The 18,575-nt window shown below is 72.3% G+C and carries 18 protein-coding genes and 1 pseudogene; 10 read left to right on the top strand and 9 right to left on the bottom strand.

Annotated elements, in window-relative coordinates:
• Positions 1-242 precede the first annotated feature (242 nt).
• The 5 genes and pseudogenes from ACZ7M7_RS23120 (at position 243) to ACZ7M7_RS23100 (ending at position 4,876) form a co-directional block, all read left to right on the top strand.
• Entirely contained in the window at positions 243-2,738 is a 2,496-nt protein-coding gene (locus ACZ7M7_RS23120; RefSeq protein WP_472119837.1) for a sensor histidine kinase, read from the top strand.
• Complete coding sequence (locus ACZ7M7_RS23115) at positions 2,735-3,211, top strand: roadblock/LC7 domain-containing protein (RefSeq protein ID WP_328421984.1); 477 nt, start codon at positions 2,735-2,737, stop codon at positions 3,209-3,211. The genes ACZ7M7_RS23120 and ACZ7M7_RS23115 overlap by 4 nt, the downstream gene beginning before the upstream one ends.
• A 69-nt stretch (positions 3,212-3,280) precedes the next feature.
• Positions 3,281-3,794: pseudogene (locus ACZ7M7_RS23110) on the top strand (DUF742 domain-containing protein); the annotation flags it as partial.
• A complete protein-coding gene (locus tag ACZ7M7_RS23105) occupies positions 3,784-4,386 on the top strand; it encodes a GTP-binding protein (RefSeq protein WP_383604156.1) in 603 nt (200 codons plus the stop codon). The pseudogene ACZ7M7_RS23110 and the gene ACZ7M7_RS23105, both read left to right, overlap by 11 nt.
• Before the next feature lie 73 nt (positions 4,387-4,459).
• Positions 4,460-4,876: a RidA family protein gene (locus tag ACZ7M7_RS23100; protein ID WP_472119833.1), complete on the top strand. Its 417-nt coding sequence runs from the start codon at positions 4,460-4,462 to the stop codon at positions 4,874-4,876.
• Positions 4,877-4,906: 30 nt separating this feature from the next.
• Here the strand turns inward: ACZ7M7_RS23100 and ACZ7M7_RS23095 are convergent, their stop codons facing one another.
• The 6 genes from ACZ7M7_RS23095 to ACZ7M7_RS23070 all read right to left on the bottom strand — a co-directional run bounded on the left by ACZ7M7_RS23095 (position 4,907) and on the right by ACZ7M7_RS23070 (position 10,370).
• Positions 4,907-5,575 (bottom strand): ABC transporter permease, encoded by a 669-nt coding sequence (locus ACZ7M7_RS23095; RefSeq protein ID WP_383604162.1) that lies wholly within the window; start codon positions 5,573-5,575, stop codon positions 4,907-4,909.
• Positions 5,572-6,258 (bottom strand): ABC transporter permease, encoded by a 687-nt coding sequence (locus ACZ7M7_RS23090; RefSeq protein WP_383604164.1) that lies wholly within the window; start codon positions 6,256-6,258, stop codon positions 5,572-5,574. The genes ACZ7M7_RS23095 and ACZ7M7_RS23090 overlap by 4 nt, the downstream gene beginning before the upstream one ends.
• Positions 6,255-7,445 (bottom strand): ABC transporter ATP-binding protein, encoded by a 1,191-nt coding sequence (locus ACZ7M7_RS23085; protein ID WP_472119829.1) that lies wholly within the window; start codon positions 7,443-7,445, stop codon positions 6,255-6,257. Before ACZ7M7_RS23085 ends, ACZ7M7_RS23090 begins: the two co-directional genes overlap by 4 nt.
• 153 nt (positions 7,446-7,598) lie before the next feature.
• Positions 7,599-8,375, bottom strand: coding sequence for a class I SAM-dependent methyltransferase (locus ACZ7M7_RS23080; protein ID WP_472120261.1), 777 nt, complete (start codon positions 8,373-8,375; stop codon positions 7,599-7,601).
• A gap of 170 nt (positions 8,376-8,545) precedes the next feature.
• A complete protein-coding gene (locus tag ACZ7M7_RS23075; protein ID WP_472119826.1) occupies positions 8,546-9,157 on the bottom strand; it encodes a TIGR04282 family arsenosugar biosynthesis glycosyltransferase in 612 nt (203 codons plus the stop codon).
• Between the two features lie 496 nt (positions 9,158-9,653).
• Positions 9,654-10,370, bottom strand: a complete 717-nt coding sequence (locus tag ACZ7M7_RS23070) for a glycosyltransferase family 2 protein (protein ID WP_472119823.1) — start codon at positions 10,368-10,370, stop codon at positions 9,654-9,656.
• A gap of 103 nt (positions 10,371-10,473) precedes the next feature.
• Between ACZ7M7_RS23070 and ACZ7M7_RS23065 the strand changes: the two genes are divergently transcribed.
• Positions 10,474-11,229 (top strand): response regulator transcription factor, encoded by a 756-nt coding sequence (locus ACZ7M7_RS23065; RefSeq protein WP_472119820.1) that lies wholly within the window; start codon positions 10,474-10,476, stop codon positions 11,227-11,229.
• A gap of 2 nt (positions 11,230-11,231) precedes the next feature.
• A complete protein-coding gene (locus ACZ7M7_RS23060) occupies positions 11,232-12,344 on the top strand; it encodes a sensor histidine kinase (RefSeq protein ID WP_383604177.1) in 1,113 nt (370 codons plus the stop codon).
• 31 nt (positions 12,345-12,375) lie between these two features.
• Here the strand turns inward: ACZ7M7_RS23060 and ACZ7M7_RS23055 are convergent, their stop codons facing one another.
• The 3 genes from ACZ7M7_RS23055 to ACZ7M7_RS23045 are packed head-to-tail and all read right to left on the bottom strand — an operon-like array spanning position 12,376 to position 15,603.
• Entirely contained in the window at positions 12,376-13,386 is a 1,011-nt protein-coding gene (locus ACZ7M7_RS23055) for an NAD-dependent epimerase/dehydratase family protein (protein ID WP_472119817.1), read from the bottom strand.
• A 52-nt stretch (positions 13,387-13,438) separates the two neighbouring features.
• A complete protein-coding gene (locus ACZ7M7_RS23050) occupies positions 13,439-14,908 on the bottom strand; it encodes a sensor histidine kinase (RefSeq protein ID WP_472119814.1) in 1,470 nt (489 codons plus the stop codon).
• A complete protein-coding gene (locus ACZ7M7_RS23045) occupies positions 14,905-15,603 on the bottom strand; it encodes a response regulator transcription factor (protein WP_383604185.1) in 699 nt (232 codons plus the stop codon). The genes ACZ7M7_RS23050 and ACZ7M7_RS23045 overlap by 4 nt, the downstream gene beginning before the upstream one ends.
• A 152-nt stretch (positions 15,604-15,755) precedes the next feature.
• Here ACZ7M7_RS23045 and ACZ7M7_RS23040 point away from each other — a divergent pair, with 152 nt between their 5' ends.
• From ACZ7M7_RS23040 to ACZ7M7_RS23030, 3 genes are read left to right on the top strand one after another with little or no spacing between them, the layout of a single operon-like run.
• The gene (locus ACZ7M7_RS23040) at positions 15,756-17,093 is read left to right on the top strand and encodes a ferredoxin reductase family protein (protein ID WP_472119811.1); all 1,338 of its coding nucleotides are present in this window, start codon (positions 15,756-15,758) and stop codon (positions 17,091-17,093) included.
• 19 nt (positions 17,094-17,112) lie between these two features.
• Positions 17,113-17,832, top strand: a complete 720-nt coding sequence (locus tag ACZ7M7_RS23035) for an FMN-binding protein (protein WP_472119808.1) — start codon at positions 17,113-17,115, stop codon at positions 17,830-17,832.
• A gap of 23 nt (positions 17,833-17,855) precedes the next feature.
• On the top strand, positions 17,856-18,575 hold the full coding sequence (locus ACZ7M7_RS23030) for an FAD:protein FMN transferase (protein WP_472120259.1): 720 nt from the start codon (positions 17,856-17,858) through the stop codon (positions 18,573-18,575).

The following is an 18,575-nucleotide window of genomic DNA, read 5'->3' as shown; positions in this document are numbered from 1 at the left end:
GCCGGTTCTGCCCCAGTCAAGAGCAATCCGGTCACCGATTGGCCTCGAACAATGGCCGCTTGTGCCCCGATGTGAAGGGGGACGGTTGGGGCGGAGGGTGTTGTAACGGATTCTTGACGTACAGTGCCGGTCACGAAAGGCAAGAGGCGGTAGTGTCCCCGACGTTGACGGGGGCGATACCGGTCAACAACGGTCACGTGCGACCTCGCGCGCCGTGTGACGCCCACGAAGGAGGCAACTCGGTGTCCACGAACGAGGTGGGCGCTCCCCGCCCGCGTCGTCTACGCGGTTTCGCCGACCGCTGGCCCTTCAGGCGGAAGCTCAACCTTCTCGTCGGTGTGCCGCTGACCGTGGTGGCGGTCCTTCTCGCCTACCTCATAGCCGACCAGACCGCGCAGTCACGTGACGCGGCCGACGCCGCCCGGCTGGTCCGGGAGAGCACCGAGGTCGCCACGCTCGCCGACCGGCTGGCGTCCGAGCACCAGCAGGCCGTCCTGCTCTCCGTACGGCACGAGGCCTCCGAGGGTGACGCGCCTTCGTCCGCCGCCTACCGCACGGCGCAGTCCCTAGTGAACTCCCAGGTCGAGCGGGTGCGAGACGCCTTCGGCGAAAGACTGCCGGAGACCGAGGCACAGGCGCTGCGGGGAGTCGAGGGCCTGAGCAGCCTGCGTGACACCATCGAGCAGGGGTATCTGCCCGCCGAGAGCATCGACCCCGCGTACACCCACGCCTCACAGAACCTGATCGACGGCCTGGGCCTGGACCGCGACCCCGACCTCGTGACCGCTTTCACAGGCAATCAGCTGGACTCGCTGCTGCGCGCGGGCGCCGCCCACAGTGCCTTCGAGACCGGCGTCTTCTCCGCGTCGACCGGTGACTCCAACGCCCTCATCGAGTTCATCGGCGCGGTCGGCTCCTACGACGAGTACACCCATCAGGCCGAACGTTTCTCCAGGTTCGCCACCGACGCCCAGGCCGCACAGCTCGCGGGGATCAAGTACACCGCCGCGCAGAGCGTCATCAGCCGGCAGTTCGCCGAGCTGCAGATCGACCCCGGCGCCGCGCAGGGCGGCTCACCCGCGGAGATCCGCACGTCCCTCGACGTGGCCCTCGACTCCTACCCCGCCTATCGTGACCAGGCCAAGACCCGGCTGGCGATCACCACTTCGCTCATCGGGCAGATCGCCGACCAGGCGGAGAGCGCCTCCGACAAGGCGGCGTGGCGCGCGGTGCTGCTGCTGGGGCTCGCCCTGCTCGGCCTCGCCGTCTGGCTGGTCCTCGCGATGCTGGTGCGCCGCTCGGTGGTCCGCCCGGTGCAGGCCCTCACGGATGCCGCGCAGCAGGTCGCCGAGGTCGCCGAACGCGAGCTGGCCCGGGTGGCCGACGACGACGCCGAGGACGACGGTCCGCCGCGGCTGCGCGCGATGCCCGTCACCGCGCGCGACGAGATCGGCGAACTCGCCGAGACGTTCAACCAGGTGCAGACCATGGCGGCCGCGCTGCTGGAACGGCAGGTGCTCAGCCGGCGCAACGTCGCCGAGATGTTCGGCAACGTGGGGCGCCGGGTCAGCAACCTCACCACACGCCAGCTCGCCCTGATCGACGCGGTGGAGCGGGGCGAGACCGATCCGGCCCTCCTCGAGCGGCTGTACTCCATCGACCACATCGCGGTCCGGCTGCGCCGCAACGCCGACAGCCTGATGCTGCTCGCCGGCATCCACGAGGCGGTCCTGGACTCCGGTCCCACCGCGCTCACCAACGTCGTACGCGCCGCGCTCGGCCAGATCGAGGGCTACCAGCGCGTGGAGCTGCGCGCGCGGACCGAGGCGGTGGTGGAGCCCGAGGTCATCGGCGACCTGACGCTGATGATCGCCGAACTCCTGGAGAACGCGGTGTCGTTCTCGCCCGAGGGCAGCCCGGTCGAGGTGACGGTGGCGGCCTCCGGCAACGACGCGGTGATCGTCGTCTCCGACCACGGCCTGGGCATGGCCCCCGAACGCCTCGACGAGGAGAACGCCCGCCTGATCCGCCGCGAACGGCTCGACCTCGTACCGACGAAGGTCCTCGGCCTGTTCGTGGTCGGCACGCTCGCGCGCCGCTGGGAGGTCACCGTCACGCTCTCCCGCACACCGGGCGGCGGTGTGACGGCCGAGGTGACGGTGCCGTCGTCGCTGCTGGTGACGGGGAGCACGACGGGGTCGACGGCTACGGCGGCGTTGGCCGCGGTGGCCCGCGGCGGCTCGGAGCCGAAGGCTGAGCACGGGGGCCGTGCGGGTGCGACCACCGGCCCCCGGCCGTCCGCCGCCGTGCCGGGGGATGCGGTACGGCCGGACGACGCTCAGGACACCGACGGGTTGCGGCCCCTCCCCCGCCGTGTCGCGCAGCGCGGGTCCGCTGTGGACGGGACGCCGACCGTCCCTCCGGCAACGTCCGCCGATCACGCCCGGGCCGACCAGCCGGACCCCTCCGTGCCGGCAGCCCGCCCGCTGCGTCGCCGCGTCCGCGGTGCGACCCTGCAGACCTCCGAGCGGCAGACGACGGTGCGGCAGACCGCGCGGACGCTGGACGCGGAGGCCGTGCGGGCGGCGGTCGACGAGTTCGAGGCCGCGGTGGAGCGCGCGCATCGCGACAGCCGGAACGGCGGTGACGGCGGCACCGGAGCGCAATCCGCCCCAGCGACAGCCCCAGCCCCCCATACGCAGGACCAGAACGACCCCCCGGAAGGAGCGGAGCAGTGAGCACGTCGACAGGTGGCACCCCGGCGGGAGGCCCCACGCCGGCCGAACTGCAGGCCGCCGCAGCCGACTTCACCTGGCTGCTGAATCGCTTCGCGAAGGAGACGGCCGGTGTCGTGGACGCCATCGCCGTCTCGTCCGACGGCCTCCTCATCGCCGTGTCCGAGCTGCGGGAGCACGCCGACTCGGAGCGGCTCGCCGCGATCGTCTCCGGCATCACCAGCCTGGCCGCCGGCGCCTCCGGCAACTACGGCCTCGGCGGCCTCAACAAGGTCATCATCGACCTGGAGGGCGGCCACGTCCTGGTCTCCACGATCGGCAGCGGCGCCGTGCTCGGCGTCGTCACCGACAAGGAGGCCAAGCTGGGCAACATCGCCTACGAGATGACCGTGTTCGCCAACCGCGCCGGTTCCGCCCTCAGCCCGCAGCTCGTACTGGAGCTGAAGAACAGCGTCGGCGCCACGTCACCCCGCTGACCGCACCGGGAAGAACCCGGGAGCCCCGGCGAGCGGCAAGGCACCCGGCCGAGGAGGACGGACAACGCCATGGCGGACGGCACCCCAGCGCCGAGCCTCGACGGCCCTGACCACGATGGGCCGGACCCCGACGGGTCGCAGCCCGATGGACCGGACCTTGACGGGCCGGAACCTGACGCGGCGGACCCCGGTGGGGCGCGATCGGACGGTCCCGCCTCTGCCGTACGGCCCTTCCTGGTGACCGCCGGGCGGGTCGTGGCCGATGCCGATGGGCGGTCGATGCCCGTCGAGACGCAGGTGGTGGCCACCAGCGAGGGGCTCGACGCGCTCGACCGGCTGGCTTTCGAGGAGCACGACATCGTCGCCGTCTGCCGGCTGCCGCAGTCCATCGCGGAGATCGCGGCCCGGCTGCGGCTGCACCTCAACGTGGTGCGCGTCCTCGCCGAGGACCTGCGCGCCGCCGGGCAGTTGACGGTGCACGTGCCCGACTCCGGCGTCATCCACGACGCATCCGTCCTGCGCAGGGTCATCGACGGCCTGCGCGCCATACCCGACTCACGAGGGGTCACTCCGTGACGACGACCGAACCGGCCACCGGCGCATCCGCCGCGCCGGCGGCCACCGTACGACCGCCGCTGCCGGTCAAGATGGTGATCGCCGGCGGCTTCGGCGTGGGCAAGACCACCACCGTGGGCGCGATATCCGAGATCGAGCCGCTGACGACCGAGGCCGCCATCACGGAGGTCGCGGCGGGCGTGGACGACCTCACCCACACGCCCCGCAAGACGACGACCACCGTGGCCATGGACTTCGGCTGCCTCACCATCGACCCCACCCTGAAGCTGTATCTGTTCGGCACGCCCGGGCAGGAACGGTTCGGGTTCATGTGGGACGACATCGTCGAGGGCGCGGTCGGCGGGCTCGTCATCGTGGACACCCGCCGGCTCGACGACTGCTACGCCGCCGTCGACTACTTCGAGCACAAGGGCATCCCCTTCGCGGTGGCGGCCAACGCCTTCGACGGCAAGGTCGAGCACACGCTGGAGGAGATCCGCTGGGCCCTCGACGTCACCGACGGCGTCCCGGTCGTCGTCTTCGACGCCCGCGAACGCGGCTCGGTCCGCGACGCCCTGCTCGTCGTACTGGAACTGGCGCTGGCGCGCACGGAGGACTGACGGCGGGCGGCGGCCGGCGGGGAGAGGCGGCGGGCGCGGAATGCCCGCGCCCGCAAGTGCGTTGGAGTGAGGCATGAGCCTCGACGAGCGCACGATCACCAACCCGCCCGCCCTGCACGACCCGACCCCGCTGAGCTACAGCCACGCCGTCTCGGCGCCCGGCGAACTCGTCTTCATCGCAGGCCAGTACGCCTCCGACGGCAACGGCGCACCCGTGCCGGGCGACTTCCCCGCCCAGGTGGAGCTGGCCCTGGACCGGCTGCGCTCGGCGCTGGAGGGCGTCGGCCTCGGCTACGAGCACGTCGTCCGCCTGGGCACCTTCATCGTCGACCACGACGCGGCCAAGCTGGAGGCCATCGGCAAGGCCCTGCACGTCCGGTTCCGCGACCGCCTGCCCGCCCAGACCCTGAGCGGCGTCGCCTCGCTCGCGCTGCCGGGCATGCTGTTCGAGATCGACGCGGTCGCCGTACGGCCGTCCCCGCGGGCCTAGTTCCGCCCGCGGACCACCGGGGTTGCGTGGCTAGCCGCGCCTGCGCACCCCCGGTGAGACCGCGAACCGCGACGCCGCCCAGAACAGCGCCAGCGTCGTGAGCGCCATGGCGGCGACCAGGGTGGCGCCGCCGACGACCTTCTCGTAGTTGCGCTGGTAGAGGCCGTCGATGATGTAGCGGCCGAGGCCGCCGAAGCTGACGTACGCGGCGATGGTGGCCGTCGAGACGATCTGGATGGCCGCCGAGCGCAGGCCGCTGAGGATCAGCGGGAGGGCCACGGGCAGTTCGACGCGGAACAGGACCCCGGTCTCGGCCATGCCCATGCCGCGGGCCGCGTCCACCGGCGCGGGGTCGACGGAGCGCATGGCCTCGTAGGTGGTGACGAGGATGGGCGGGATGGCGAGCACGACCAGCGGGATCATGACGGGGGCCATGCCCAGGCCCAGCAGGATGAACATCAGCACCATCAGGCCGAAGCTGGGCAGCGCCCGGGCAGAGGTGGCGATGAGGGCGAGCGCGTTGCCGCCGCGCCCGGTGTGGCCCGTGAGCAGGCCGACCGGCAGTCCGACCGCGGCGGCGATGCCGAGTGCCAGCAGCGTGTACTGGACGTGCTCGGCGAGCCGCGCGGGGATGCCGTCGTAGCCCTGCCAGTGCGCGCTGTCGCTGAAGAAGGAGTTGATGAAGTTCAGGACGTTCACCGGGTGGCCTCCTTCACGGCGAGCGGGCGCGCGTTCTTACGGGTGCCGCGCGGCATCCAGGGCGTCAGCAGCAGACGCAGGCCGATCAGCACGGCGTCCACGAGGATGGCGAGGACGGCCGTACCCACCACGGAGAGCCACACCAGGCGGGGCTGGTTGTAGATCAGGCCGCTGTTGAGCAGGTTGCCGAGGGCTCCCGCGTTGCCGATGAGCATGCCGACGCTGACGAGGGAGACGCTCGACACGGACGCGACCCGCAGTCCGGCGATGATCGCGGGCGCCGCGATCGGCAACTGCACCTGGAGATAGCGCCGTACGGGCCCGAATCCCATGGCGGTGGCGGCGGCCAGTGTCTCCTGCGGCACCGACCGCACACCGTCCACGATGGCCGGGACCAGCACGACCAGGCTGTAGACGGCCAACGGGATCATCACCGTGATCTCGCTCAGGCCGGTGTAGTCGATGAGGATGACGAAGAAGGCGAGCGAGGGGATCGCGTACAGCACGGTCGTCACCCACAGCACGGGCGGGTACAGCCAGCGCACCCGCACGCACAGCTGGGCGACGGGCAGTGCCACGAGCAGCCCGGCGAGCACGGGGATCAGTGCCTCGCGCAGGTGCAGGCCGACCAGTCCGATGTAGCTGTTCTGGAGGTCGCTCGGCATGTCGAAGAGCTCGGTCACGGCGCGACCTTCTCGGTCGTCCCGGTCTTTCCGATCTTCCCGGAGCCCGCGGTCTCCCCGGCCTTGCCGTCGTCCGCGCGCCGCTCCGCATGCGCACCGCGGATGGCTTCGCCGATGGTCTGCTGCGAGACGACTCCGGTGGCCCGTCCGTCGGCGTCCACGGCGACGGCCCACCCGGTGGGCGACAGCACGGCACAGTCGAGGGCGGCCCGCAGCGAGTCGGTGCCGGTCACGAACGGGCGCCCGTACGGCAGGAGTCGGCCGGCCTCGATCTCCCCGGCGGTGAGATCCTGCGGCTCGCCCCAGCCGAGGGGCTTGCCGTCCGGGTCGGTGACCAGGAGATACGGCGCGTCGGCCGTACCGGCTGCGGCGGTGAGCTGCTCGGCGGTGGCGTCGACGGCCACGATGGGCCCGGTCAGCAGCTCCAGGCCCGCCGCGGGGAAGAACGACAGCCGCCGGATGCCCCGGTCCGCGCCGAGGAAGTCCTCCACGAACTCGTCCGCGGGGTGGGTCAGCAGCTCGGCCGGCGGGGCGAACTGGGCGAGCTTGCCGCCCGTGCGCATCACGGCGACCATCGTGCCGAGCTTGACGGCCTCGTCGATGTCGTGGGTGACGAAGACGATGGTCTTGCCCAACTCCTCCTGGATACGGAGGAGTTCGTCCTGCAGGCCCTTGCGGACCACGGGGTCGACGGCCGAGAAGGGCTCGTCCATCAGCAGCACCGGCGGATCCGCCGCGAGCGCCCGGGCCACGCCGACGCGCTGCTGCTGGCCGCCGGAGAGCTGGTACGGGTACCGCTTGGCGAGCGCCCCGTCGAGCCCGACCCGCTCCATCAGCTCCCGCGCCCGCGCCCGGGACTTCTCCTTGCCCCAGCCGAGCATGCGGGGCACCGTGGCGATGTTGTCGATGATCGTGCGGTGCTGGAAGAGGCCGGCGTTCTGGATGACGTACCCCATGGACCGGCGCAGGGTGTTGACCGGCTGCTGCTGGATGTCCACGTCGTCGAGGAGGATGGTGCCCTCGCTGGGCTCGACCATCCGGTTGATCATCCGCAGGGTGGTCGTCTTGCCGCAGCCCGACGGTCCGACGAGGACGGTGATCGAGCGGTCGGGTATCTCCAGGGAGAGTTGATCGACCGCCACCGTGCCGTCCGGATACCGCTTGGTGACTGAATCTATCCGTATCAAAACGCCGAATACCCTTCGGGTCTGGCAGATTTCGCCCGCTTTTGACCACGGGTCCGGGCCGTTGAGGGGAGAGTCTAGACGTCCGATGTTGCGGGACTGTGGACCGGACCGGCTCCGCGCGGGCGGGAACGTTGCACTACAGGGGCAGCACCGTCAGTGGCGCCTGCCGACTCCGCCGCTGCGCAGGGCCACGAAGGAACGGCCGCCCGCCACCCACTGACCGACGGTGCCGAAGTCGGCGCGCTCCGCGTGCCGCACCAGGGCGGGGTTGCCGAGGCGGGCCCAGGGGAAGGGGGTGCCGGTGGTGCCGTCGGCGTCGGTGACGTGGACGTGGACGCGTTCGTCGAGGTCCAGGTCCGGCACGGTCTCGGCGATCAACAGGCCGCGGGGGACGAGGAGTTGCGACATCCGGTCGAGCAGTGCCGCCGGGTCGCCGCCGATGCCGACGTTGCCGTCGATCAGCAGGGCGGTGCCCCAGCGGCCCTCGCCGGGCAGCGAGTCGAAGACGGAGCGGCGCAACGCCGGTCCCCCGGCCCGCAGGGTGCACGCGACGGCGACTTCACTGACGTCGATGCCGAGCACCCGGCGCCCCTGCCGCGCCAACGCCGCCACCAGCCGCCCGGGCCCACACCCGACATCCAGCACCGTCCCCTCGCAACGCCGCAGCACCTCCATGTCCCTCGCATCGGCCTCCGCACACCATCGCTCCACGTCGAGCGGCAACAGCCAGCCGTCGGCGCGACGCAGAAAGAGCGGCCCCTGACCGGCGCGGAGGGCACGCGCATAGGCGTCGGCGGACCAGGATGCGGGGTCGGAGGGGGTGGCCCGAGGGCGGACGCCGACGCCCTCTGTGGCGGCGGCTCTTGGCGCCTCGGGGCGGGTCGGTGTCCGGTGGCCGGCGGCCGTTGAGTGGGCTGCGCCGGGGCGCAACTGCGGGGTGCGGACCTCGACCGGGGGGCCTGCCGAACGGCCGTCGGTCCCGGTGCCCTCTTGGTGGATCACACCCAGTGCCAACTGCCCGGTGCCGGTGTCCGGTTGGCGGATCGTGGCCGGCCCCGCCTGGCGGGCGACCCTTGCCGTCGCCGTCTCGTGCGGGGCGCTCATCGGTCCACCGGCGGGGTGAGGTGCGCCAGCGCTGCTGCGAAACGGCCGCCCGGTGCCGCTGTGGCAACCAGGTCGGCGTCGGATGCCGTGTCGACGTCGTGCAGGCAGGGCAGGTCGCGCACGCGCAGACCCGAGAGCCGGGCCCGCTGCACTTCGCCGGTCTGCGGCGTCGACATCGGGACGCCGCGCAGCCGTTCCGGGTCCGGTTCGGCCATGCCGAGTGCCCAGAAGCCGCCGTCCACGGCCGGGCCGAAGTACGCGTCGCAGCCCGACCAGTCCACGGTCAGCAACTCCGGCGTCACCTGCGGGGTGTCCATGCCGATGAGCAGCGCCGGGCCGTCACACCCCGCGAAGGCTTCGGCCAGCCGTTCGTCGAGGCCGCCCGCGCACTGCCGTACGACATCGAAACCGGGCGGCACCCAAGGGCCCGGCGTCCCGTCCAGGACCAGCACCCGGCGCCGAGCCGGCGTCCGCGCCACGGCGTCCAGTGTGTCCACGAGGGCGGCCTCCGCGAGCATTGCCGCCTCCTCGGGCGTGAAGGGCGGGGTCAGCCTGGTCTTCACCCGACCAGGTCGGGGCTCCTTGGCGATGACGAGGAGCGTGGTCACGAGCGGGTTCCTTTCGACGGGCCGGCGCCGGGTCGGGATCGGGAGTGGTGGGCGGACTTGGCTTCGGCACGGGCAGGAGACTCGGTAACGGTCCTGGTCCGGGGCCGGGCTCGGCGTAGGCCCCGCTGCGCCGGTGAGAGTCGGCAACGGTCCCCGTGCGCCGGTCCAGCTCGACGACGCTCCTGCCCCACCGGTCCAGCTCGACGAACGCCCTGCCTCGCCGGTCCGGGCTCGGCACCGGCCCCGTCGGGATCGACACCGAATCCGCCGCGCCCGTCGACGTCGGCACCGGACCCGGCCCACGCGTCGGGAACCACATCGAACTCGCCGCGCCCGCCGACCCCAACACCGAACCCACTGCGCCCGTAGGCCCCGACACCGGCCTCGCTCCGACCGCCGGCCTCAACACCGGCCCCGCCGCGCCCGCCGGCCCCGGTTCCAGAACCGGACCCATCGACCCCGGCGCCGGACCCGCGGCGCCCGCCGCCCCCTGCACTCACCCCCACACCCCCGTCCCCTCCCGCAACACCCGGCTCATATCGCGCACCGCCTGCCAAGTCCCCCGCCAAGTTCCCGTCACCTTCGACGCACCCGTGCGGGGCAGGTACGGGACGTCGTACTCGGCGAGGCGCCAGCCCGCGGCGGCGGCGCGGACGACCATCTGGAGGGGGTAGCCACTGCGGCGGTCGGTGAGGGAGAGGGTGAGGAGGCGGTCGCGGCGGGCGGCGCGGAGGGGGCCCAGGTCGTGCAGGCGCAGGCCGGTGCGACGGTGGAGGAGGTGGGTGAGGGCGAGGTTGCCGGCGCGGGCGTGCAGCGGCCAGGTGCCGCGGGACGCGGGGCGGCGTCGGCCCAGGATCAGGTCGGCCTCGTCGGCCACGATCCGGCGTACGAAGGGCATCAGGTCGCCCGGGTCGAGCGAGGCGTCGCAGTCGCAGAAGCAGACGATGTCGGCCGTGGCGGCCGTCAGCCCCGCGTGGCAGGCGGCGCCGAAGCCGCGCCGCTCCTCGTGCACGACCGTCGCGCCGAGCTCGCGGGCGACGGCGGCCGAGCCGTCCGTGGAGCCGTTGTCCACGACGAGCGCCCGCCAGCCGGGCGGGACCCGCTCCAGGACCCAGGGCAGGGCCTCGGCCTCGTCGAGACAGGGAAGCACGACGTCGACGGACGCCGTGCAGGGTTCATTCGCTGCTGCGGATGGGGTCGTCACGGCTTTCACCCTACGAGCCAGAAACGGGCATTTCGGACTACGGCTCCTTACGAAACAAGGACGTCAGGCGCCGGCGGCGGCACCCGCGCGCCCGGGGTGCGAGGCTTGCGGCATGGAGCAGCAACAGCCGTACCCGCAGGCCGGGGCCGGGCAAGGGGCCAGGGTTCTCGTCGTCGACGACGACCCCACCGTCGCCGAAGTCGTCTCGGGCTACCTCGACCGCGCCGGATACGTCGTGGACCGCGCCGGAGACGGCCCCGACGCCCTCGCCCGGGCCGCCGCGCACTGGCCGGACCTCGTCGTCCTGGACCTGATGCTGCCCGGCATGGACGGCCTGGAGGTGTGCCGCCGGATGCGCGGCCAGGGGCCCGTGCCGGTCATCATGCTCACCGCACGCGGCGACGAGGACGACCGCATCCTCGGCCTGGAGGTCGGCGCCGACGACTACGTCACCAAGCCCTTCAGCCCCCGCGAACTCGTCCTGCGCGTCGAGTCGGTGCTCCGCCGCACCCGCCCCGGCCCCGCGCGGCCGCAGGGCACCGTCCGCGCGGCCGGCCTCTCGCTCGACCCGGCGGCTCGCCGTGCCGCAAAGAATGACACCGAACTCGCCCTGACCATCCGCGAGTTCGACCTCCTCACGTTCTTCCTGCGGCACCCCGGCCGGGTCTTCAGCCGCGAGGACCTGATGCGTGAGGTGTGGGGCTGGGACTTCGGCGACCTGTCGACCGTCACCGTCCATGTCCGCCGGCTGCGTGGCAAGGTGGAGGACGACCCGGCCAGGCCCCGGCTCATCCAGACCGTGTGGGGCGTCGGCTACCGCTTCGACGCGACCGGCACCGCCGCCCCCGCCCCCGACGGGGAGGCGTGACCATGCGCGACACCCTCCTGATCGCCCTCGTCGCCTTCCTCGGCGCCGCCGCGGCCGGCGTGCTCGGCGCGTGCGTGCTGCTGCTGATCCGGCGCCGCTCGCTCATCGTGCACCTCACCGTGGTCGCCGGCGTCGGCATCACCGCGATGCTCGCGGGCACGCTCGCCGTCGCACAGGCGATGTTCCTCAACGGGCACGACTTGTCGGTGGTCACGACCGTCGTCGCCATGGCCGCCGTGGTCTCCCTGGTCACCGCGCTGCTGCTCGGCCGCTGGGTCGCCGCCCGCAGCCACGCCCTCGCGCTCGCCGCCCGGTCCTTCGGCGACGGCGGCGACTTCACCTCGCCCGACGGCGCCGCCACCGCCGAACTCGCCGCCCTGAGCCGCGAGTTGGAGGCGACCAGCGCCAAGCTCGCCGAATCACGCGAGCGCGAGCGGGCGCTCGAGTCCTCCCGGCGTGAACTCGTCGCCTGGATCTCCCACGATCTGCGCACCCCGCTGGCCGGCCTGCGCGCGATGGCGGAGGCACTGGAGGACGGGGTCGCCGTCGATCCCGACCGCTATCTCAAGCAGATCCGCATGGAGGTCGAGCGGCTCAACGGCATGGTGGGCGACCTCTTCGAACTGTCCCGCATCCACGCGGGGACGCTGGCGCTGAGCACGAGCCGGATCTCCCTGTACGACCTGGTCGGCGACGCGCTCGCGGGCGCCGATCCACTGGCCCGCGAGTGCGGGGTACGGCTGGTCGGCGAGCGGATCGAACCGGTGCCCGTCGAGGTGGACGGCAAGGAGATGAGCCGGGTGCTGGGCAATCTGCTGGTGAACGCGATCCGCCGGACGCCCGCCGACGGCACCGTGGCCCTCGCCGCCGAACGCTCCGCCGAGGGCGTGGTGCTGTCCGTCACCGACGGCTGCGGCGGCATCCCCGACGAGGACTTGCCGCGGGTCTTCGACACCGGCTGGCGCGGCACCCATGCACGTACGCCGCCGGCTGGGGCGGGGCTCGGCCTCGCCATCGTGCGGGGCATCGTGGAGGCGCACGCCGGACGGGCCTCGGTGCGCAACGTCCCCGGGGGGTGCCGCTTCGAGGTGGTGCTGCCCGCTGCCGCTTCCTGAAAGGCGGGCAGCACCACCGGTCCGAGGCAGCCTACGCCCGTCGCATACCGGCCATCGCAAACTCTTCCATCCCGTCGGCGAACGCCACCTCGGGCTTCCAGCCCAACTCCGCACGCAGCCGCGCCGAGTCGGCCGTGATGTGCCGTACGTCGCCCAGCCGGTACTCCCCGGTCACCATCGGCTCGGGACCGCCGTACGCCTCGGCGAGCTCGTGCGCCATCTCGCCGACGGTGTGCGGATCGCCGCTGCCGGTGTTGTACGCCGTGAGCGCGCCCTCCGGGAGGGCTGCCGAACCCGCCTCCAGCGCGGCCACGTTGGCGGCGGCCACATCCCGGACGTGGACGAAGTCCCGCCGCTGGCGGCCGTCCTCGAAGACGCGCGGCGCCTCGTCGCGTGCGAGCGCCGAGCGGAAGAAGGAGGCGACGCCGGCGTAGGGGGTGTCGCGGGGCATGCCCGGTCCGTAGACATTGTGGTAGCGCAGGGACACCGCCGTGCCGCTCGTCGCGCGTGCCCATGCCGCGGCCAGGTGTTCCTGGGCGAGCTTCGTCGTCGCGTACACGTTGCGCGGGTCGACCGGGGCGTCCTCCGCCACCAGCCCGGGGGCGAGGTCGGCGCCGCACTCCGGGCAGGGCGGCTCGAACCGGCCCGAGTCGAGATCGGCCACGGCACGCGGGCCGGGCCGTACGACGCCATGCCGTTCGCACTCGTAACGTCCCTCGCCGTACACCACCATCGAACCGGCCAGGACCAGCCGGTGTACGCCCGTGTTGGCCATGGCGGTCAGCAGTACGGCCGTGCCCAGGTCGTTGCGGGAGACGTACTCCGTGGCGTCGGCGAAGCCCACGCCGAGGCCGACCATCGCGGCCTGGTGGCACACGGCGTCCACGCCGGTCAGGGCGTGGCGGACGGCGTAGGGGTTGCGTACGTCCGACTCGGGGTCGGAACGGACGTCGTACACGACGGGCTCGTGCCCGTGCGCCTTGAGCGCCTCGACGACATGGGACCCGATGAAACCGGCACCGCCGGTGACCAGTACGCGCATGCGGCAAAGCTAAAGCCCCGGAGGCCGCTTCGGCCGCCCGGCGCCGGTCGTGTCACGGGTCCGTAAGACCTGCCTCCGGCCTCCCGTCCACCACCAGCGGAACCGTCACCGTGAACACCGTCTCCCCCGGCCGGCTGCTCAGCTCGATGCGCCCCCCGTGTGCCTGGACCAGGGACTGCGCCACCGCCAGTCCCAGTCCGCTGCCTCCCCGGTCGCGGCTGCGGGCCTTGTCGACCCGGTAGAAGCGGTCGAAGACACGTATCCGGTCGGCGGGCGGGATGCCGGGGCCGGCGTCCGTGATCCGGACGGCGGCGGTGGTCTGCGCCACCGAGACCGCGACGGACACCGGCGTCCCGGTCGGCGTGTGGATCGCCGCGTTGGTGAGGAGGTTGTCCAGCACCTGACGGATGCGCTGGGGGTCGAGGCGGAGTTTCAGGGAACCGGGGCCGGGGGCGACGGTCAGGGGGTGGTCGGCGTGGGTGACGCGGAAGGCGTCCGCCGCCTGTTCGACCAGGTCCACCAGGTCCGCGCCCTGCATCCGCAGCGGCGTCTCCACCTCGGCGGCGTCCAGGCGGGCGAGCAGCAGCAGGTCGTCGAGGAGGAAGCCCATGCGGGCGGCCTCGGCACGCAGCCGGGCCAGGTGCCTGTCCCGCTCCTCGGGGGCGTTGGCCGCGGCGTACTGGAAGAGGTCGGCGTAGCCCCGTACCGACATCAGCGGCGTACGGAGCTCGTGCGAGGCGTCCGCCACGAAGCGGCGCAGGCGCTGCTCGGCCTCCGCGCGCACCGCGAGGGAGTCGTCGATGTGCTCCAGCATCGTGTTGAACGCGGTGCGCAGCTCCTCCACCTCGGGCCCGCCGCCCCGCCGGTCGTGCCGTACGGGCAGCTGGGCCGAGTCGGTGAGGTCGTGCGAGGTGATGCCGCGGGCGGTGTGGGCCATGTCGCTCAGTGGCTTCAGGCCGCGCCCGAGCATCCCGCGTCCGAACACCACGAGGGCCAGCAGCGCGAGTCCGAAGGTGACCGCCTGGATGGTGATCAGCTGGCCCACGGTGTCCTCGATGTCCTCCATGGGCGCGGCGCTGACCAGCACCACGCCGGGCTCGACCTCGCAGGCCCGCAGCCGGTACTCGCCCTTGCCCTTCAGGTGCTCGGTACGCAGGATCTCCGTGTGCGCGCCGGTCTGCGCCTTGGCCAGCGAGGTGAAGTCGTCGACGTCCTGCGGCAGGTCGGCGGGGTCCTCCGGCCGACGCAGTACGGGCTTGCCGTCCGACACGTCGTACACGGCGTAGAACCAGCTGTAGTACTTCTTGCCCGAGAGCGTGCCATAGTCCGCGATGCTCTTGGACTGGGCGATCTGCCCCTGCGCCAGCTGGGTGTCGAGCTGGGCCGACAGGTAGTCCCGCATGTACGTCGTCAGGGCCGTGCCGACGACGCCGAACACGAACAGCGCCAGCACTCCGAGGCCCAGCGCCAGCCGGGTGCCGAGTCGCATCCCGCGGTACGCCCGCCGCAGCCGCCCTGTCACTCGGCTGCCTGCCGGATCACGTATCCGAAGCCTCGCACGGTGTGGATCAGCGGCCCCCTGCCGTCGTCGGACTCGTCGAGCTTGCGGCGCAGCCGGCTGACGACCAGCTCGACGACGTTCGAGCGGCCGCCGAAGCCGTACTCCCACACATGGTCGAGGATCTGCGCCTTGGTGAGCACGGTCGGCGACTTGCGCATCAGGTAGCGCAGTACCTCGTACTCGGTCGGCGTGAGCGTGAGCTGCTTGTCGCCGCGGCGGACCTCGCGGGTGTCCTCGTCCATCGTCAGGTCCGCCACCCGAAGGACGGAACGCTGGAAGCCGGGGCCGGCGCTGCGCCGCAGGACGGTGCGCAGCCGGGCCATGAGCTCCTCCACGGCGAACGGTTTGACCAGGTAGTCGTCGCCGCCCCGGGTCAGTCCGGCCACCCGGTCGGCGACCCCGTCGCGGGCCGTCAGGAACACCACGGGCACCATTTTCCCGGCACCGCGCAGCCGGTCCAGGACGCCGAAGCCGTCCACGTCGGGCAGCATCAGGTCCAGGACCACGATGTCCGGGTGGAACTCGGCGGCCAGCCGCAGCGCCTCCTCGCCGGAGTTCGCGGTGACCGCCTCCCAGCCCTCGTAGCGGGCGACCGTCGCGACGAGGTCGGCGATGGGCGGGTCGTCGTCCACGACCAGCAGGCGTACTTTCTCCACCCGTTCATACTGCGGCACCCGGCACCGATCCCATGAGCCGGGTGTGGGCCCGGGACCACATCGATAACCAGTTGAAAGAAGTACGACAGCTTTTCGACAGCACCCGCCCGACAAGCTCGGTATCCACAGACGAGATCAAGGAGCTGTCGCCCGTGACGACCGTCCAATCGCCCCCTGCGCCCCCCACGGCGATACGCCCCAGGGTGGTCGCCCGCACGGGCCTGTACGCCGTGCTGGCCGCGAACGTGGCCGTGGTGCTCTACTTCTTCTTCGCCGCCGGCTTCGCCTCCAACACGCTGATCGTGCTCGGCCGGCTGACCGGCCTGTTCGGCGCGCTGCTGATGGCGTTCCAGCTGCTGCTGGTGGCCCGGCTGCCGTGGCTGGACCGCCGGATCGGCATGGACCGGCTGACCTCCTGGCACCGCTGGACCGGCTTCAGCGTCCTGTGGGCGCTCCTGGCGCACGCGGTCTTCATCACCTTCGGCTACGCCGAGTCGTCCTCGCTGGACCCGGTGAACCAGCTGATCGACCTCGCCGAGACGGTCGAGGGCGTGCTGCGCGCCGTCGTCGCGCTGGGGATCATCATCGTGATCGGTGTCGTCTCGGCCCGGTTCGCGCGGCGCCGGCTGGCTTACGAGACGTGGCACTTCATCCACCTGTACACCTACGTCGCGGTGGTCCTGGCGTTCACGCACCAGGTCGCGGTCGGTACGTCCTTCACTGCCTCGTCCGCCGCCACTGCGTACTGGTACGCGGTGTGGGGCGTGGCGCTCGGCGCGGTGTTCGTCGGCCGGCTGGTCCTGCCGCTGTGGCGGAACTGGCGCCACCAGTTCCGGGTGTCGGCCGTGGTCCCCGAGTCCGACAACGTGGTCTCGGTGTACATCACCGGGCGTGACCTGGACAGGCTGCCCGCGCGGGCCGGCCAGTTCTTCCTGTGGCGGTTCCTGACGAAGGACCGCTGGTGGCAGGCCAACCCGTTCTCCCTTTCGGCCGCGCCCGACGGCAACCGGCTGCGGCTCACGGCCAAGGCGGCCGGCGACGGCTCGGCATCCCTGAGGCACCTCAAGGTCGGCACGCGGGTGTTCGCCGAGGGCCCGTACGGCGCGTTCACCACGATGCACCGCACCCGGCCGGAGGCCGTGCTGATCGCGGGCGGCGTCGGTGTCACCCCGATCCGGGCGCTGCTGGAGGAGCTGCACGGCCACGCGGTCGTGATCTACCGGGTCGGCTCGGACCGGGACGCGGTCCTGTACGGGGAGCTGGCGGAACTCGCCCACGCCAAGGGCGCCGAGCTGCATCTGGTCACGGGCCCGGTCACGCCGGACCGGCTGGCCCCGGCGGAGCTGGAGCGGCTGGTCCCCGACATCACGAACAGGGACGTCTTCCTGTGCGGCCCGCCTCCCATGATGAACGCGGTGATCGGCAGCCTGCGCGAGCTGGGCGTGCCCAAGGAGCAGGTCCACTTCGAGCGATTCAGCCTGGCCGGCTGAGAGGGACAGGGAAGACATCGTGAAGCGAGCAATACCTGTCCTGGTCCTCAGCATCGCGGGCCTGATCCCGGTCTGGCGTTACGAGCCGTCGCTCGGCACGGCCGCCACGCCGGCCCCGACACCCTCGGCATCGTCCTCCGCCGCGTCGGGCTCGGATTCGGGTTCGGGTTCGGGCAGCACGGTCGTCAAGGGCACGACGGTGCAGACCGAGAAGGGCCCCGTGCAGGTCCAGGTGACCTTCCAGGGCACCAAGATCGCGTCGGTGAAGATGCTCCAGCAGCCCAATCACCCGCAGACCACGGCCGCGGTCCCGAAGCTCATCGCCGAAACCCTCGAAGCCCAGAGCACGGACATCGACACCGTCTCCGGCGCCACCATCACCAGCGACGGCTACAAGGAATCCCTCCAGGCCGCCATCGACGCCAACGCGGAGTCGGCGGCCACGTCCTCGCCGTCGGCGTCCGCGTCCGCCGCCTCGCAGTCGCGGACGCTCGACGGCTCGACGGTGAACACCGACAAGGGTCCCGTCCAGGTCCAGGTGACCTTCGACGGCGACAAGATCGCGTCGGTCAGGATGCTCCAGCAGCCGAACCACCCGCAGACCACGGCCGCGGTCCCGAAGCTCATCGCCGAAACCCTCGAAGCCCAGAGCACGGACATCGACACCGTCTCCGGCGCCACCATCACCAGCGACGGCTACAAGGAATCCCTCCAGGCCGCCATCGACGCGAAGGGCTGATCGTGCACCGAGTCGCACACGTCATGGGGTTCCCGATCTCGCTGCGGGTCGACGACGAGCACGTCGGCGAGGAGGCGGCCGATGCCGTGTTCGCGTGGCTGCGTGAGGTCGACGCCCGGTTCAGTCCGTTCAAGGCCGACAGCGAGGTCTGCCGGCTGGACCGGGGCGAGGTCGCGCGGCATGACGTCAGCGCGGACCTCGACGAGGTGCTGGGGCTGTGCGAGGAGTACCGGGTCGCCACCGGCGGCGCCTTCGACGTACGGCTGCCCGGGCGCGGGCTCGATCCGTGCGCGGTCGTGAAGGGCTGGTCCGTGCAGCGGGCCGCCGAGCTGCTGAAGGCGGCGGGGGCGCGACGCTTCGTGCTGAACGCCGGTGGTGACGTGGTCGCCGCGGGCGGGCCCTGGCGGGTGGGGATACGGCACCCCGAGCGGGCCGACCAGGTGTGCACGGTCGCCGAGCTCACGGATGGCGCCGTCGCGACGTCCGCTCGCTACGAGCGCGGCGACCACATCATCGACGGACGCACCGGGCGGGCGGCGACGGGGCTGCTGTCCCTCTCCGTCGTGGCGTCCTCCCTGACCGTGGCGGACACCGTGGCGACCGCCGCGTTCGCGATGGGCACCGAGGGCGTCGAGTGGGCCGCCGCGCGGCCGGGCTGCGAGGTGTTCGCGGTGGACGCCGGGCGGCGGGTCCTCCGCACGGAGGGCTTCCCGGTGGCGGCGGCTGCGGCGCGGGCGGCCTAG

Source organism: Streptomyces sp. NPDC111606 (assembly GCF_055656945.1).
Note: the sequence above shows the minus strand (reverse complement) of the source record. Positions and strands in the feature narration are given on the sequence as shown.

Excerpts from the sequence above, each read along its gene's own strand:
- ACZ7M7_RS23100 (WP_472119833.1), top strand. The coding sequence starts at position 4,460 with ATGAGCCTCGACGAGCGCACGATCACCAACCCGCCCGCCCTGCACGAC.
- ACZ7M7_RS23065 (WP_472119820.1), top strand. The coding sequence starts at position 10,474 with ATGGAGCAGCAACAGCCGTACCCGCAGGCCGGGGCCGGGCAAGGGGCC.
- ACZ7M7_RS23060 (WP_383604177.1), top strand. The coding sequence starts at position 11,232 with ATGCGCGACACCCTCCTGATCGCCCTCGTCGCCTTCCTCGGCGCCGCC.
- ACZ7M7_RS23055 (WP_472119817.1), bottom strand. The coding sequence starts at position 13,386 with ATGCGCGTACTGGTCACCGGCGGTGCCGGTTTCATCGGGTCCCATGTC.
- ACZ7M7_RS23030 (WP_472120259.1), top strand. The coding sequence starts at position 17,856 with ATGGGGTTCCCGATCTCGCTGCGGGTCGACGACGAGCACGTCGGCGAG.